A 16,842-nucleotide genomic window follows, 5' to 3' on the forward strand; every position below is an offset into this window, starting at 1 on the left:
TTAGAAAACTATCTTAGATTGTTCAAGCGATCGGCTTGACTTAAAATATCTGTGATTCGAACACCAAAGTTCTCATCAATTACTACTACTTCACCTTTTGCGATTAACCGGCTATTTACTAAAATATCAACAGGCTCACCTGCAAGCTTATCAAGCTCAATTACAGAACCACTGGAAAGCTCCAATATTTCTTTTACTGAACGCTTTGTACGTCCCAACTCCACTGTTACCTGCAATGGAATGTCAAGCAGCATATTTAAATTGCGTGCTTCTGTCTGTGTTATATTTGCAGATTCGAAGCTAGCAAATTGAGCTTGCTGAACATTTGCTGTTGGTGCCGAATAAACCGGTTGTTGGTACATTTGCTGTTGTGCCGGTTGTTCGTACATTGGTTGCTGATACATTGGCTGCTGGACCGGTTGCTCATGCATCGGCTGTTGAACTTGCTGTTGTTGTACATTTTGTTCCTGTTGCATCGTTTGTTGTGGTTCTGGTTGTGATACCGGTGCAGGCGGAGCTGCTGTAGTTGCAACAATAGGCTCGTCAGTTTCTCCCAATAATGACTTTACTATTTTTTTACTAAACTTTAAAGGCAGTAATTGCATTAAATTTGAATCTATTAATTCCCCTATGCGCAATCTAAATGAAATTTTCACTAATAAATCATCCGGCGGTATATTATCTGTACCTTCATTTTGCGAAAGGTTCATTAAATCAATGGACGGTGGTGAAATATCCACCTTTTGATTAAATACAGTCGACATCGATGTAGCAGCAGAACCCATCATTTGATTCATCGCTTCCTGTACTGCACTTAATTGTATTTCATTTAACTGGGGTTTCGGGTTTAACCCATCCCCACCAAGCATTAAGTCCGCTATAATTGCAGCATCTGATTGTTTAATTACAAGTAAATTCATACCTGATAAACCAACAGTATATTCTACTTGAACGGCAACGTAAGGATTTGGAAATTCCTCTTCTAAACGATTACGATTAATCATTGTGATACTTGGCGTTGTAATATCAACTTTTTGTCCTAATAATGCAGATAAAGCAGTGGCAGAACTTCCGAACGATATATTTCCTACCTCACCTAATGCATCAATTTCTATTGGAGTTAAGTAATCCTCAACTTTCACTTCTTCTTTTTGAGGTTCCAAATTGGCAGAGACATCATCTAGTGTCTCCCCTCTTAATAGGGCCTCTATCTCTTCTTGGGAGAGCATTTCATCACTCATCTTCGTCTCCTCCTTTCAAAGGTTCGATAATTTGAACAGCCATTTTTTTATTTAATTTTCCAGGCTGTACGGTGAATTTAGGTAAATCCCCTACTTTTAAAGTTAACGGATGATCAATTTTTTGATTTAGCGGAATGACATCGCCTATCGTCATCCCCAAGAAATCTTCAATTGTAATATCTGTCGTACCTAATTCGGCAATAACAGGTAATTTTGCTTGTTTCACTCGTGTTTCAAGCATCTTTGTTTGTTCAGGAGAAATCTCCTTCGTATTAGTCTGCATCCAGTAACGAACAGATAAATTCGGTACAATTGGCTCCAATACGACATGCGGTATACAAATATTAATCATCCCTGTCGTTTCACCAATAATAGTATTCAATGAAATGACAACAACGGTTTCATTTGGTGAAATCATTTGTAAGAACTGTGGGTTAACTTCTAATTCTACAAGCATCGGATCGATTTCAGCAATATTTTCCCATGCCTCCCGTAAATTATCAAATGAACGTTCAAATAGATTCGTCATAATTTTCGTTTCTATTTCGGTTAAATTATCGACATTGCTATGACTTGCACCCGTTCCGCCCATTAAGCGATCCAACATTGAATAGGCAATATTCGGGTTAATCTCCATTAGTATATTGCCATCTAATGGCGGCACCTCAAATACATTAATTAATGTCATATTCGGTATAGAACGAACAAATTCTTCAAATGGAATTTGGTCAACAGATGCAACTGTTATTTGTACATAGCTTCTTAACTGAGCAGAAAAGAAGGTTGTTAACAGTCGTGCAAAATTTTCATGTATACGGGTCAAACTTCGGATTTGGTCTTTAGAGAAGCGTAATGCACGTTTAAAGTCATACACTTTAACTTTCCGTGTTTCGTCTTCTTTTTTCATGTCCGCTGCCGACATTTCTCCTGTTGAAATCGCTGACAAAAGCGCATCAATTTCGGATTGGGACATTATATCTCCTGCCATTTGCCCACCTCCATTTCAAGATATAAAATAATGTAAATTCATTTATTGAAGTACATATGAAGTAATATATACTTGTGTAATCTCTCCAACTTGCATTAACTCATTTACTTGAGATTTTATCGAATTCTGGAAAGCTATTTTACCTTGTTTACCTTCCAAAGCCTCTTCTTCCATTTCTGAAAGTTCCTGAATAACGATGTTTTTCACTTGGAAATCACGTTTCAGTAATTCTTCTCCAGCTTTTTTATCTGAAGCCTGAATTTTTAATGTTATTCGAACAAAGCTTCCATCAGCTAAATTCGTTGTAATTTCCGGGATATCGACTGATGACTCAACAATTTCATCGATTGACGGACCACTTGATTTTTGTTTATCAAGCTGAGTTATTAATACCACTACAATAATACCTAATAGTGTAATAGTCACTAAAATAATGAGCATTATCGTTAATAATTTATTATTCTTCATCTTCTTCACCTCTTAGATGCGGATTAGATAAAACTTGTATATTTTGATAAAATACCTTCACCTTCTGCCGCACCTGTTCTTCAGTTTCTAAAACAATGAATTTACGCCCAGTCGTCAGCGTAATTTGGGTATCTGGAAAAGCTTCGACTGTTTCTATGTATAGAGCATTTAAAGTAAATGCTTTGCCATTCAGACGAGTTACTTCGATCATTGAAATAGGGCCGGAACTGCACTTGAGAGCCGGCCCGCCCCCCCTTTACAATGAATATATAATTTGTATTTTAGATTATCGTTTTAAGTTAACTAACTCTTGTAAAATCTCATCTGAAGTTGTGATAATTCGAGAATTTGCCTGGAAACCACGTTGTGCCACGATCATTTCAGTGAATTCTTCAGAAAGGTCTACGTTGGACATTTCCATGAATCCTGATTGAACAGAACCGATACCTTCAACAGTAGCTGTTTGACCATACGCAACTCCCGAGTTTGCAGTTTCTTGGAAATAGTTACCGCCATTTTTCTGTAACCCTGATGCATTTGGAAACTTCGCTAATATGAGTTGTCCCGCATATTGACGGTCTCCTTTATAGTCAACATAGTTAACTGTTCCATCTTGACCAATTGTCATTGACTGTGCTGTAGTAGGAATACGAATAGGATTACTAAATGTTGCTAAATCGATTTGCGGCGCACCACCACTCCCATCAATTAAGTTTCCAGGCAAAAGTAAACCATTTTCTTCTTTATCATTATCCGCTTCACTACCGTCAATTGTAGTTGTATCGTCAATCGATAAAGTATCATTAGCATGACCTACTAAATATTTACCTTCTCCATTTACTAAATAACCATTTCTATCCATATAGAAATTACCAGCTCGCGTATAAAGAATGTTTTCATAACCTGGATCTGCAATATCACCAGTAATAGGATCTGGTTCACCCAACGAGTCGGCTACCATGAAGAAACCATCACCTGAAATTGCTAAGTCAAGAATACGTCCTGTTGTCTGCATTGATCCTGGATTATGAATAGTATCAATTGCTGCTAATTGAGAACCTAAACCTACTTGAGTTGCGTTTACTCCCCCACGAGTTGGAGTAGGAGCAGATGCACCTGCTTGTGTTTGTGATATTAAATCTTTAAAAATTGTGCGTTCCTTTTTAAATCCATAAGTATTAACATTTGCGATATTATTCCCAATCACGTCTAATTTCGTTTGGAAGTTTTTTAACCCTGAAATACCTGAATACATTGAACGTAACATATTATGCCGTTCTCCCTTCAATTTCCAATTTTATATTTTTGTTTAGTTGTCTCAATCAGTCAACAACTGTAGGCTTCCTTACTTCTGAAGGTCCAGCCTATAAGAGAATTGTTCCATCGATATTTGTAAATATTTGTTGTTTTGCTTCGGTACGGTCTAATGCTGTAATGACCGTTGCATTTTTAGCACTTACAATCAAAGCCGCCTGTTCTAAAAGAACTAATGGCTGTTTCACACCTTTATCTTTTGCCTCGGAAACCTTTTCAGTAATTTGCTGCCATTCTTTCGCTGAAATTGAAATATTACGTTCCTTCAGACGTTCTGATGCATGCTTACTTATTTTAAGGTCCTCTACCGTTGCTTGTTTTAAATGGTCTATAAACGACTGTTTAGATACCTCGGTATTTTGTTTAACTGCTGGCTGGATAGGTGGATGATACGGTATATGTTGTATATTTACTCGATTCATCATATTCCTCTCTTACTCTGGCGCCGTTTCAGTATTTTGTGTGATGACAGTAAATTGTTCCTTCGTTAAACGAGATCCATCATTTAAAATATACTCGATATTTACGTTATTCGTTTTAATGGCTTCAATAATGGCTTCAATTAACTGTTCTCCACTCGTATATTGAACTTTTTGTCCAATAAGTTGACTAGCTTCTGCTAATGGATTCCCAGCTGGGATACTCGGTTGTGCTGAACTGTCACTACCTAAAATAGATGATATATTACCGGGTTTTATTTCTTTTCCATCTGCTAAGACGAATACTGCGTCACCGTCTACAAATTTCAATTCTTTAATAACGCTTGTACCTTCGCTATAAATCGGCTTATTATCTGCATCTACTTTATCTGTAAGCTCATGCCATTTCACTTCTTTACCGACGAAAGTTGAATAATTCATTAACTGCGTTTGCTCTTGAGATGCGAGTAAGTTCTCCATCGCTTTTGTCATATTCTGCATTTGCTCTAAAGAAGAAAACTGTGCCATTTGTGAAATAAATTCTTTATCGTCCATTGGGCTTGTTGGGTCCTGATTTTGAAGCTGAGTAATTAATATTTTTAAAAACGCATCTTTTCCAAGTGCTCCGTTATCTTGCTTATCTGTTACTTTGAAATTAGGATTATTTGCAGGTAAATAATAATCAGTTGAAATTGGGTTTGTCATTGACTATACCTCCTCACTTAATAAATCTTTAAACGAAATAGTTTCTTCTTCAGGGTTATCTTCCTTTTCCTCTAATTCTTCTTCTTTTTGTTTACCGAAGAAGTTATTGAAGAAATTTTGATCACGAGTATTACGATCCGCATCCTGTAATGATTGTGCGACATCTATTCTATCCATTTGGATATTTTGCGCTACAAAGCCAGCTTTTAATTGGTTAATATTATTTTCTAATAGTTCTTTACCCATTGCAGTCGTTGCTAATAATCGAGCAGTAAGTACACCATCTTTTTGCACTAATTCAATACGGATTTGACCTAAGTTTTCTGGGAATAGTTTTAAAAACAATTTCATATTGCCTGGTTGACCAGAAAGTTGACTACGATTGATTAAGTTTTGAATTTCTTTTACTAGCGCCTCTGATTGTGCTGGTTTTTCAGCTGGTAATGTAATTGTAACGTTTTTTATTTGAGTCGATTGTTGCTGTAATTGAATAGCCGATTGTGTATCAGATTCAATTTTCACAGTAGTCTGTTGAGTCGATTGATTTTGTTGTGATTGATTTTGACTGTTTTGCTGAGACGATTGCTGTGTTACTTGTTGTACTATTTGTTGAAAAGTACTTGTTTTCGTCGTATTTTGCTCTAGATCAACTGTTTTTCGAGTTTCATTTGCTAATGCTAATAATGCTTCTTTTAATTGCCCTAATTGAACTTCCTGCTGATATACTGTGTCAACTTTATTTCCTAAAAGCTCTGTCATTTTTAAAAATTGAATGACTTGTTGTAATTCTTTTGGTTGAACATTTAAGGAATCATTTTGTTGTAACCCTTGAATTGTCGCTAATATTTCACTCAAAATTTGTGGTGCTTGCTCGATAATTGACCAAATATCTTTAATTTCATGATTTGTATTACCTAATAATTGCTCAATAGTTCGAGTAAGTTGCTCCTCAGTCATGCCTACAAGTTCTGCTAGGTTTTCAAGTGATAACATTTCATCAACTGAAATTGGTGTACTTTCCTCGCCAATGAAAGCAAATAACTCCGAATCGTCCATTTCAATACCTAATTGCTGTAACAAACTTGGCAATGAATCATTTTCTAAGATATCTGTCACACTGTTAGCTAAAGAATCTTCAGTCGATTCTATTTGTTGATTAGTCTGCTTTGTTGTTGAGACGATAGATTGAAACACACTCCCAAAAGCCTTTTCATTGGGTACTGAAGATTGTACTGTATTTGATTGCAATACTTGCTTCGGCATTTTTGTTTGTAACATTCCTATATTCATCTGTTCCACCTCCCTTCAAAGTTACTTATTGTTGAGATAATAACTCGGTATAACGAGCCGCATCTGCAGGAGTCATTTTCGTAAAAATTGCTGATAATGTATCGGGTTTCATACTCGACATTATACGCAAGCTTTCCGTATCACTCATTTGAACTAGTATCGGTGCTGCCGTTTTAGCGGACATTTTTTCAAAAGTTGATAGGATTTCTTTAAATTCCTTTTGTGTCTCTTCCTGATTGCGTTTAAGTTTTTCTATTTCAAACAGTAGACGTTCCTGCTCAACCAACAGCTCTTCCTTTTCAATTACAGAAGAATCTATTTGTGATTGGAGCTGAGAAATTTGAGCTTCTTTCTCCTGAATCTCCGCTTGCAATTCTACAACTTTTTGTTCATTTACTAAACTGTTTTCTATAACTCCTTCGCCTTCTTCAGAGCTGATAAATGGAATTTTCTCAACGACACCATCCGCCATTTTAAATACGTTATATTCCGTCACAGATGTAATAATTAATAAAATTGCAATAAGGAACATAAATGGAATTAAAAACAAATAAAAAAACTTTTTAAAAAAACCGGGTTGAGATTCTACTTCATTTTCTTCCACCTGTTGTTCTATTTTATTTTTATTTCTTTTTGCCACGGAATCACCTAATTTCTTTCTTGAAAAACGCAATCGTTGAAAGCTCATCTAGTTGCATTGCTTCAATGCGTAACTGATCCTCTTTAAATCTTTCAAAATCGTTTTCACGCATTTTTTCGTATTTACGTACTTCCAAGTTTTTTTCTAATAATTTTTGCTCATGCCAATTCATTTTTGCCCGCGCCTGTACTACTTTTTGCTGGGCATCTTCAATTGTTTTTTCCATGCTATCGATGAATTTAGAATAATGGTTAATTTCATCTATAGAAGAGCCTTCTTTTAAGCGTTCCTGCTGATAGACAATTAAATCTTCCTTTTTCTTCAATAGTCCATATAGCTTTGTCGCAATTTCCTCAAATACATGGACTGATTCTTTAAAGGCAAGTTCAGATTCTGTTTTTTCCTGATCTTTTACAATAAGGATTTTTTCAAAACGATAATTGTAATTCATACTTAACGTGCACCACCATTCGATAACGCGATAATTTCATTTACAGTTTGATCGATTGAAACTTTATCTTTATACCCTTGCTTTAGAAACGCGGTAATAAGCGGTTCATATAAAATAGCTTCATCGATTTCTTTTGATGTACCACGTTTATAAGCACCTATATTGATTAAGTCCTCCGATTTCGAATATGCGTAATACAATTCCCGCAATCGGCTTGCTGCACTTACATGTTCCGGATCAGCGATATGATTCATCAAACGACTTACGCTCTTTAACACATTTATCGCAGGATATTGTCCTTTATTTGCAAGATTCCGATCCAATACGATATGTCCATCCAATATTCCGCGCACTGCATCGGCAATCGGTTCATTCATATCATCACCGTCTACTAACACCGTATAAAACGCGGTAATTGTGCCGTTCACATTCGTACCGGAACGCTCCAATAATGTTGGCAAAATAGCGAATACAGAAGGAGTATATCCTCTAGTTGCCGGTGGTTCTCCGATAGCCAGTCCAATTTCACGTTGGGCCATCGCTACACGGGTCACGGAATCCATCATCAACATAACGTTTTTTCCACGATCCCGGAAATATTCTGCAATCGCTGTTGCTGTAAACGCTGCTTTTATTCGCATAAGTGCCGGCTGATCACTAGTTGCTGCTACCACTACAGAACGCTTTAACCCTTCAGGACCTAAATCACGTTCAATAAATTCCCGAACTTCCCGTCCACGCTCACCGACAAGGGCGATTACATTAATATCTGCCTCTGTATTACGTGCAATCATACCGAGCAATGTACTTTTCCCGACTCCTGAGCCGGCAAATATACCGACACGTTGACCACTTCCCACAGTAAGCATCCCGTCTATAGCCTTTACCCCAACTTCCAATTGTTCATTTATCGGGGGACGACTTAATGGATTTGGGGGATCTTTTTCTGTCTGGACAGTTGTTAAACCTCTTGGCAACGCTTGCCCATCAAACGGGTTTCCCATCGCATCCAATACTTTCCCGATTAGTTCCGGACCTACTTTCACTTCTAACGGTGTTCCGGTTCCTTCTACGAGACAGCCAATTGATATTTCCTTTAAAGATGAATAGGGCATTAAAATGACGATTTCATCTTTAAAGCCCACCACTTCAGCCAGCAAAACCTGATTACCGTTTTTGGATGTTTGAACATGGATTTTACATACATCCCCAATCGAACTCTCCGGACCTTGCGACTCTATCATCAAGCCAACAACCCGTGTAACTCTTCCATATTTTTTAAATGTATTTAAATTAGGAATTTGTTCAACTAATTGAGCCGCTTTCATCCGTATCATTCCTTACTTTCGATTAGTTCATATAATTGTCGGCGAAGCTCTTGCAATTGGTCATCTATCGATACGACAATTCGTCCATGATTCGTTTCTATATAACTTTCAGTAGACTCTAAATCTTCATTGACAAAAATCATAAAAGGTACATTTGCAGGAAACATTTCAGCCAATTCATTATGATGCTCTGTAATGAGCGCATGGTATTCAGGCGAAACATATAGTTTTATTTCTTTCATTTCACGTGCCTCTTTTAATCCACGTTCAATAATAGAGACAAAAAGCTGATCATCCCGGTCCAGCTGCGCATTAATAATACGCTCTGTAGCCGTTAAAGCTAGTTCCAGTAATACTGTTTCCTGTGATTCTATATAGGCGGCAGCATTTTTTTGTGCATCATTCATTGTATTATTGGCTATTTGCAATTGCTGTTGCATATTGGCATTTGCCTTTTGAATACCATCTTCGTATCCTTGGGCAAATCCGGCATCATACGCTTCTAGTTGAAGTAATGATTTTTCTTCTTCCCATGCTTGCTTTAGAGCATCAATTGTAGCGAGCTGTTCATTACGATATTGCTCGAACTGAAGTTTTTGCTGCTCTATTTCATTTGATGTCTCCTTTAACATTTGTTGACGTTCACGTTGAATGTCTTCAATCGTTAATTGAGGTGTATCGTCCATTTGTTCTTCTTCCGTTTTCGCATAATGAATAGGCTCGAAGAAGTTTTGAAGTTTAATCTCTACAGTAGACGCTTCTTCTGCTTTTTGTGCATTTGTTGAACGGATGATTCTAGACAATTACGTCATCTCCTCCACCACGTGCAATTATAATTTCCCCTGCATCTTCTAAGCGGCGTATTACTGCAACGATGCGGGATTGTGCTTCTTCTACATCACGCAGACGTACTGGCCCCATAATATCCATTTCTTCACGGAATGTCTCAGCCATACGTTGCGACATATTGCGGAAAATAATTTCCTTTACTTCATCTGAAGAAACTTTCATTGATAATAGTAGGTCTTCGTTTTCACAGTCTCGGATAACCCGTTGAATTGAACGGTTGTCCAATGTAACAATATCCTCGAACACAAACATACGTTTCTTAATTTCCTCCGCAAGTTCTGGGTCTTGAATTTCAAGCGCATCGAGAATTGTCTTTTCTGTTTGACGATCTACACCATTCAATACTTCCACCACTGCATCGACGCCACCTGTTTCTGTGTAATCCTGTGTAACTGTCGATGACAATTTGCGTTCCAATACGGATTCAATTTCACTAATTACTTCTGGTGAAGTAGATTCCATAATGGCAATTCGCTTTGCAATATCTGCCTGTACTTCCTGTGGCAATGAAGAAAGAATTACCCCTGCTTGCCCCGGTTCCAAATAAGAAAGAATAAGGGCAATTGTTTGAGGGTGTTCATTTTGAATAAAATTAAAAATTTGTGACGGGTCTGCTTTTCTAGCAAAATCAAATGGTCTTACTTGCAACGAGGAAGTTAGACGATTTAAAATAGCCTGCGCTTGTTCAGCACCTAATGCTTTTTCAAGAACGGTCTTTGCATAACCAATACCACCTTGCGTAATATAATCTTGCGCAAGTGCAATTTGATGAAATTCTTCTATAATCTCTTCTTTAACATTCGATTCTACTTTTTTTACACCAGAAATTTCTAGTGTGAGGCGTTCAATTTCCTCTTCACTTAAATGCTTATATACAGAAGCCGAGACTTCCGGTCCTAGAGAAATCAGCAGTAAAGCAGCCTTTTGCTTTCCTGACAAGTCTTTATCTTTCTTGGACACAGCTGAACCTCCTATTAGTCTTCAGCAATCCAACTACGCAATAGCTTCGCAAAATCTTCTGGCTTTTCTTTTGCCATTTTTTCTAATTGCTTACGGCGTACAGTCGCTTCAGTTTCTTTTTCTTCAGAAATATCTTCTATTTCAATTAATTGTTGTTGCTGTTCTATTATTTCCAATTCTTCTTCTTCTTGTTTGCGTCTACGTACTCGAATGACGTAAATTATCAGTAAGACAATTGCTACTAGTAAAATACCGCCAATGACCCATACCCACCAAGGAATAACTGATTCCGGCTGTCCGTCGGATGAATTGTTACCTTGGAATTGCTGTACAGATACAACTATACGATTGGCAATCTCTTCATCTGTTAAATTACCTGCAGCTTCTTGATCAATTGAAGTACGGACAATTGTCGACAAAATTTCCTCGATATCTGTACGGACACCTTGATCAAACTCATCTACTGCGTTAGGTGGTGCTACCATTACTTGAATGCCTAAATTCCGAATTTTGTATGGACTTTCCTGGATTTCACGACGTATACGATTGACATCGTTATTAATTGTTTCCTCTACACGCTCATAATCGCCATCACCTGTAGCACCTTCCACATAATCAACAAAGTTATCCGTAACGCCTCCAGCTTCTGTGGAACCCTCTGCTCCGGCTCCAGCTGCACCTGAATACGTTTCCGTAATACGTTGGGCACTTATTTCTATACCCGTCATATTTTCTTCGTCAACAGGCTGTACTAAGTTTTCTTCACGATTTTCTTTTTTAAAGTCAATATCTGCCGATACATTTACTACGACATTCTCCGGTCCGATTAACGTAGCAAGCATTTGCTGAACTTGGCGCTGTAAATCGCGTTCAATCGTCTTCTTTACTTCCATCTGTCCCGTAACCGTATTGATCCCGTTACCCCCACTTTCTGCAGAAGCAAGGTCATAATATTCGGAATACTGGTTCATAATGGTAATATTTTCTTTCGGTAAATTCGGAATACTCATAGAGATTAAATTAAATAATCCTTTAATTTGATCATCCGAAAATTTATGTCCCGGAGCTGTATTTAATACAATCGCTGCTTGTGCCTCACCTTTCGCATCCTTAAGAAATACGCCTTCTTCCGGTAAACTTATCATGACACTCGCATCTTTAACACCTTCGAATTTACGGACTAAGTTAGCTAAATCAGTTTCGATTGTCGCTTGTTTTATAACATTAAATTCATTGTCCGTCATACCAAACCCGGCATTCGATGTGAAAAACGAAGTATCAATTTCACCAGAATCAGGATATCCTTGTGCCGCTAACGATACTTGTAGATCCTGCACTTTATTTTCCGGTACCAGTATTGTAGTACCACCATTTGTCACTTCATATTTTACACCTTGTGAAGCAAGTACTTCCGTAATCCTTCCTACCTCAGCTTGAGACATTTCCGGAAATAACTGCGCCATTGTAGTGCGTGTCGAAAAATATGTAATTGTAGCTGCAATTGCAATCACAGCTAAAAGTGCTCCAATTATCGCACCTTTTTGATTTTTTGTGCGACTTTGCCAGAAACCAGTGGAGTCGCTTTTAATTTTAGTAAGTCGTTCATTCATTATGAATCCTCCGCTAATAGTGAATGCCCAACAATTTATTATTCGTTGTTCAAATCATTACACACTCATACGCATAATTTCTTGATAAGCTTCCACAGCTTTATTACGAACTTCAATTGTTGTGTTTAAAGTAACACTTGCTTTTTGCGCTGCAACCATTACTTCAAATAAATCAACATCTCCACCATTGATTAATTTTTGTGTCATTGTATCTGATGTTTTTTGATGTTCATTTACACTAGCAATCGCTTCTTTTAAAGTATTTGCAAATTGTTGCTGTGCATTTGCAGGTGTTATTTGATTCTGAACATTTAACTCATTCACAGATTGTGCGGGAGACATAAATGTTATTGGATTAATTGCCATTTAATAATCATCCTTTCCCAATTTCTAGAGCTTTTGTTAACATATTTTTGTTTGCATTAAAAGCAGTAATATTCGCTTCATATGATCTGCTCGCAGAAATTAAATCAACCATCTCTCTTAATACGTCAACATTCGACATTTGTACATAGCCGTCATCATTTGCATCAGGATGTGCCGGATCATAAACTAGCTTAAATGGAGTCTCTGTATCATCTTTAATGGAGGAAACTTTCACTCCACTCCCTACACCGCTTTTCACCGTTTTGCCCATCGCAGTATTCAAGAAACTGGAAAATTGACCTTCCTGTTCTTTTAAAGTAACGGATTTCTTACGGTATGGCTCCCATTCTCCGTTCACTTGTTTCGCCCGGGTCGTATCAACATTTGCTATATTCGAAGAAATAACATCCATGCGCAAACGTTGTGTCGTTAAGGCAGAAGCTGTCGTATTCATACTATGAAAAATCGACATGATTATCTCCCTCCTTTGACAACATTATTTAATGTTGAGAATTTACTGCTAATCCGGTCGATAAGCGCATTGTAGTAAATTGTATTTTCCGCCAATTTTGCTTGTTCGGCATCCATATTCACTGCGTTACCATTTGGTCTACTACGGAAATTATTTGAGTAAACACCATTACCGCCAATTTCCATTTTAAAATCGTAATGTCTGGCATCTGTACGATAGGCCGAGATAGAATCTTTTTTCACATCATTGAAAACGTCTTTAAAGCTTACTTCTTTTGTTTTATAGTTCGGTGTATCAACATTTGCAATATTTTGGGAAATTGCTTTATTCTTTAATGTAGCATACGAAAGTCCATTTTCCAGGTTGCGTATAGTGCCACCAAATAAATCCAAATTGCTCACCTCATTCATTGTTTGCTAAATAATGTTCCTAAAAACTTAATAATACAATTGTAATTATAATAATCCATAGTGTCTATTGACTTTTGTCCCTATTAGATAGGCTTATTTAACTATTTTTTGTATTTTTATTTTTACTAAATTAGTATTTAAATCAATAAAATTGAAATATTACAGAGTAACTTAATCCTTTTGCACCTAACATTTTATTATTATAATATAAAGTTACTACTTTTTAGTATATTAAGCACTTCATCACAAATGAGTATTTAGTGCTTCATTTAAATTCAACCTAACATATCATACACTAAAACCCTGTGAAAGTCGGGTTTTATTATAACAATTCATAATATTGTAACAAAACATTTGTCACATCATTTATAATTTATCATAGGTATAAATAATATTTATTTGATTTCTTATTCTAATTCATAACTATCATTACTTTTACATAATTAACCATTATAGTTCTTTATAATTATTCGGCTAAAATAAAAAAACAGACATAACAAGGAGAACCTCATTATGTCTGTAAATTTTTTTATTTCATTTTGATTTCAGCTAAAGCTGTTAAGAATTTATCATTTAAAACTTTAATATATGTTCCCTTCATCCCTAAAGAGCGTGATTCAATAACACCCGCGGATTCAAGTTTACGTAATGCGTTAACGATAACCGAGCGAGTAATTCCTACACGGTCAGCAATTTTAGAAGCTACTAGCAAACCTTCATTACCGTCTAGCTCTTCAAAAATATGCTCAATCGCTTCAAGTTCCGAATAAGATAACGAGTTAATCGCCATTTGAACAACAGCCTTCGAACGTGCTTCCTCTTCAATCTCTTCCGACTTTTCACGCAAGATTTCCATACCAACAACAGTTGCCCCATATTCAGCAAGTATTAAATCATCATCTTCAAATTGATCACTTATGCGCGCTAAAATTAACGTTCCTAAACGATCACCGCCACCAATAATAGGAACAATAGTAGTTAAACCGTTTGAAAACAGATCTTTGTTTTCAACAGGGAATGCTGTATGTTCATTGTTAACATCCAAGTTAGGAGATGTTTCAGTAATATTGAATAGGTTTTGTGTATATGCTTCCGGGAATTGACGCACTTCAAACATTTTTTTCATACGCTCATTCTCGATTTGCTGGTGAATTGAAATACCCAACAATTTCCCTTTTCGGCTTACGATAAATACGTTACTTTCGATTATATCACCTAAAGTGTTGGCCATTTCTTTAAAGTTAACTGGTTTCCCAGCGGATGCTTGTAACATTGAGTTGATTTTTCGTGTTTTTGTTAATAAATTCATTTCTATTTCCTCCTACAGGACTTGTTTAATTCACTTAATATTCTAAAGGTTTTTACAATTTAAAGATACTATTTCAACTTATTATTACAGAATAAATTGCGATAAATCTTTATTTTTTACTATATTCGACAATTTTTGATCGACATAATTCGGGGTAATGTCGATATGTGCCGGTGCAATTTCAGAAGCTTCATAAGATAACTCTTCAAGTAAACGTTCCAAAATTGTGTGAAGTCGACGGGCACCAATATTGTCTGTTTCCTGATTTACTTCTGTAGCAATTTCTGCAATACGTTCAATTGCTTCTTTTGTAAATTCAAGAGTAACGCCTTCTGTTTCAAGTAACGCTTTATATTGTAAAATTAACGATTGATCCGGCTCCTGTAATATGCGCACAAAATCATCCTTCGTTAATTTTTCAAGTTCTACACGAATCGGGAATCGCCCTTGCAGTTCCGGGATTAAATCACTCGGCTTAGATATATGGAAAGCACCTGCTGCGATAAAAAGCATATAATCGGTTCTAACAGTTCCATATTTCGTATTTACGGTCGAACCCTCTACAATTGGTAATATATCTCGCTGCACCCCTTCACGGGATACTTCAGCAGATGAAGAACCTTTACTCGCAATTTTGTCAATTTCATCAATAAAAATAATACCTGACTGTTCCGCACGGTGAATTGCTTCACTGGATAAAGCATCTGTATCGATTAGTTTATTGGCTTCTTCCTGAACTAAAATGCGTCGCGCATCCTTTACTTGGACTTTGCGTTTTTTTGTTTTTTTCGGCATTAAATTAGACAGCATATCTTGCATACCGTTTGCATTATCCATATTCATCCCCGGCATTGCATCAAAAAGTGATGGTGCACTTTCCGTTACTTCAATCGTAACCCACTGTTCTTCTAATTTTCCGTCTTTTAAATCCTGAGCAATTTGCGCACGTCGCGTACGAATTTCTGGCTCTTCCTGCTGAGCTGTATCTTCTTGGGCAGTATCTTTTTGACCAAACAGCATTTCAAATGGATTTTGCGTAAGCTTTTCTTTTACTTTTGTAGGGACTAATAGTTTTATTAGTACATCATTCGCGTTACGCTCAGCTTGTTCCTTAACCGCTTCAACCATCTCGTCTTTCACAAGACGACGGGACGCTTCCACTAGGTCACGTACCATTGATTCGACATCACGACCCACATATCCGACTTCTGTAAACTTCGTTGCCTCCACTTTAATAAATGGAGCATTCGTTAGTTTAGCGATTCTACGTGCAATTTCTGTCTTCCCTACACCAGTAGGTCCAATCATTAATATATTTTTCGGAATTACTTCAGTTTTTAGTTCTTCACTTAGCAGTGAACGGCGATAACGGTTGCGCAATGCAATCGCAACAGCACGCTTGGCAGTTTCCTGACCAACAATATGTCGGTTCAAATGTTCCGTAATCTGTCTTGGTGTTAAATTGATCGAAGTCATTATAATACCTCCACGATTATATTATGGTTTGTAAACACACAAATATCCGCAGCAGTCGTTAATGCAGCCTCTGCGATTTCCTTTGCCGTCAAATGATCTGCAGCATGTTTCTTTAATGCACGACCAGCAGATAATGCGTAATTTCCACCTGAACCGATTGCTAAAATACCATCATCCGGTTCAATTACTTCACCTGTGCCTGATACAAGCAGCAATGTTGATTTATCCATTACGAGTAGCATAGCCTCTAGCTGTCGCAGCATTTTATCTCCACGCCATTGTTTCGCTACTTCGACTGCAGCCCTTTGTAGATTGCCATTATATTCATTGAGCTTTGCCTCAAACATTTCAAATAATGTAAATGCATCTGCAACAGAACCTGCAAATCCCGCTAACACTTTCCCATTAAACAGACGTCTGACCTTACGTGCCGTATGCTTCATTACAACAGCATTTCCTAGTGTTACTTGACCATCCCCGGCCATTGCACATTCACCTTTATGATGAACGGCGAATATCGTTGTCGCATGAATTTGACCCATATTT

General features: G+C 37.1%; 20 protein-coding genes. All 20 read right to left on the minus strand.

Features of this window, described 5'->3' with window-relative positions; genetic code table 11:
- Positions 1 to 8: 8 nt before the first annotated feature.
- Positions 9 to 1,241, minus strand: coding sequence for a flagellar motor switch phosphatase FliY (gene fliY / locus H9635_RS01630; protein WP_191698400.1), 1,233 nt, complete (start codon positions 1,239 to 1,241; stop codon positions 9 to 11).
- Entirely contained in the window at positions 1,234 to 2,229 is a 996-nt protein-coding gene (gene fliM, locus H9635_RS01635) for a flagellar motor switch protein FliM (protein WP_191698401.1), read from the minus strand. Before fliM ends, fliY begins: the two co-directional genes overlap by 8 nt.
- Positions 2,230 to 2,271: 42 nt before the next feature.
- Complete coding sequence (gene fliL, locus H9635_RS01640) at positions 2,272 to 2,697, minus strand: flagellar basal body-associated protein FliL (protein ID WP_191698402.1); 426 nt, start codon at positions 2,695 to 2,697, stop codon at positions 2,272 to 2,274.
- Positions 2,687 to 2,908, minus strand: coding sequence for a flagellar FlbD family protein (locus H9635_RS01645; protein ID WP_191698403.1), 222 nt, complete (start codon positions 2,906 to 2,908; stop codon positions 2,687 to 2,689). The genes fliL and H9635_RS01645 overlap by 11 nt, the downstream gene beginning before the upstream one ends.
- Positions 2,909 to 2,983: 75 nt before the next feature.
- Positions 2,984 to 3,964: a flagellar hook-basal body complex protein gene (locus H9635_RS01650; RefSeq protein WP_191698404.1), complete on the minus strand. Its 981-nt coding sequence runs from the start codon at positions 3,962 to 3,964 to the stop codon at positions 2,984 to 2,986.
- A gap of 97 nt (positions 3,965 to 4,061) precedes the next feature.
- Complete coding sequence (locus H9635_RS01655; RefSeq protein WP_191698741.1) at positions 4,062 to 4,433, minus strand: TIGR02530 family flagellar biosynthesis protein; 372 nt, start codon at positions 4,431 to 4,433, stop codon at positions 4,062 to 4,064.
- Positions 4,434 to 4,445: 12 nt separating this feature from the next.
- Positions 4,446 to 5,135: a flagellar hook assembly protein FlgD gene (gene flgD / locus H9635_RS01660; protein WP_191698405.1), complete on the minus strand. Its 690-nt coding sequence runs from the start codon at positions 5,133 to 5,135 to the stop codon at positions 4,446 to 4,448.
- A 3-nt stretch (positions 5,136 to 5,138) separates the two neighbouring features.
- Complete coding sequence (locus tag H9635_RS01665) at positions 5,139 to 6,413, minus strand: flagellar hook-length control protein FliK (protein ID WP_225231063.1); 1,275 nt, start codon at positions 6,411 to 6,413, stop codon at positions 5,139 to 5,141.
- A gap of 37 nt (positions 6,414 to 6,450) precedes the next feature.
- A complete protein-coding gene (locus tag H9635_RS01670) occupies positions 6,451 to 7,098 on the minus strand; it encodes a MotE family protein (protein ID WP_225231064.1) in 648 nt (215 codons plus the stop codon).
- Positions 7,070 to 7,516 (minus strand): flagellar export protein FliJ, encoded by a 447-nt coding sequence (gene fliJ / locus H9635_RS01675; RefSeq protein ID WP_191698408.1) that lies wholly within the window; start codon positions 7,514 to 7,516, stop codon positions 7,070 to 7,072. Before fliJ ends, H9635_RS01670 begins: the two co-directional genes overlap by 29 nt.
- Positions 7,517 to 7,518: 2 nt before the next feature.
- Positions 7,519 to 8,844, minus strand: a complete 1,326-nt coding sequence (fliI, locus tag H9635_RS01680) for a flagellar protein export ATPase FliI (RefSeq protein WP_191698409.1) — start codon at positions 8,842 to 8,844, stop codon at positions 7,519 to 7,521.
- Between the two features lie 5 nt (positions 8,845 to 8,849).
- Positions 8,850 to 9,647 (minus strand): FliH/SctL family protein, encoded by a 798-nt coding sequence (locus H9635_RS01685; protein WP_191698410.1) that lies wholly within the window; start codon positions 9,645 to 9,647, stop codon positions 8,850 to 8,852.
- Positions 9,640 to 10,653, minus strand: a complete 1,014-nt coding sequence (gene fliG / locus H9635_RS01690) for a flagellar motor switch protein FliG (RefSeq protein ID WP_191698411.1) — start codon at positions 10,651 to 10,653, stop codon at positions 9,640 to 9,642. The genes H9635_RS01685 and fliG overlap by 8 nt, the downstream gene beginning before the upstream one ends.
- A 14-nt stretch (positions 10,654 to 10,667) precedes the next feature.
- Complete coding sequence (fliF, locus tag H9635_RS01695; RefSeq protein WP_191698412.1) at positions 10,668 to 12,263, minus strand: flagellar basal-body MS-ring/collar protein FliF; 1,596 nt, start codon at positions 12,261 to 12,263, stop codon at positions 10,668 to 10,670.
- Between the two features lie 57 nt (positions 12,264 to 12,320).
- Positions 12,321 to 12,629, minus strand: a complete 309-nt coding sequence (gene fliE, locus H9635_RS01700; RefSeq protein WP_191698413.1) for a flagellar hook-basal body complex protein FliE — start codon at positions 12,627 to 12,629, stop codon at positions 12,321 to 12,323.
- Positions 12,630 to 12,636: 7 nt separating this feature from the next.
- Complete coding sequence (gene flgC / locus H9635_RS01705; protein WP_191698414.1) at positions 12,637 to 13,101, minus strand: flagellar basal body rod protein FlgC; 465 nt, start codon at positions 13,099 to 13,101, stop codon at positions 12,637 to 12,639.
- 2 nt (positions 13,102 to 13,103) lie between these two features.
- Positions 13,104 to 13,493, minus strand: a complete 390-nt coding sequence (flgB, locus tag H9635_RS01710; RefSeq protein WP_191698415.1) for a flagellar basal body rod protein FlgB — start codon at positions 13,491 to 13,493, stop codon at positions 13,104 to 13,106.
- A gap of 547 nt (positions 13,494 to 14,040) precedes the next feature.
- Positions 14,041 to 14,820 carry a GTP-sensing pleiotropic transcriptional regulator CodY gene (codY, locus tag H9635_RS01715; protein WP_191698416.1) on the minus strand — a complete coding sequence of 260 codons (780 nt, stop codon included), beginning with the start codon at positions 14,818 to 14,820 and terminating at the stop codon, positions 14,041 to 14,043.
- A gap of 84 nt (positions 14,821 to 14,904) precedes the next feature.
- Positions 14,905 to 16,296 (minus strand): ATP-dependent protease ATPase subunit HslU, encoded by a 1,392-nt coding sequence (hslU, locus tag H9635_RS01720; protein ID WP_191698417.1) that lies wholly within the window; start codon positions 16,294 to 16,296, stop codon positions 14,905 to 14,907.
- Positions 16,296 to 16,838 (minus strand): ATP-dependent protease subunit HslV, encoded by a 543-nt coding sequence (gene hslV / locus H9635_RS01725; RefSeq protein WP_191698418.1) that lies wholly within the window; start codon positions 16,836 to 16,838, stop codon positions 16,296 to 16,298. Before hslV ends, hslU begins: the two co-directional genes overlap by 1 nt.
- Positions 16,839 to 16,842 lie beyond the last annotated feature (4 nt).

Source organism: Solibacillus faecavium (assembly GCF_014836905.1).
In the GTDB taxonomy this organism is placed as follows: domain Bacteria; phylum Bacillota; class Bacilli; order Bacillales_A; family Planococcaceae; genus Solibacillus; species Solibacillus faecavium.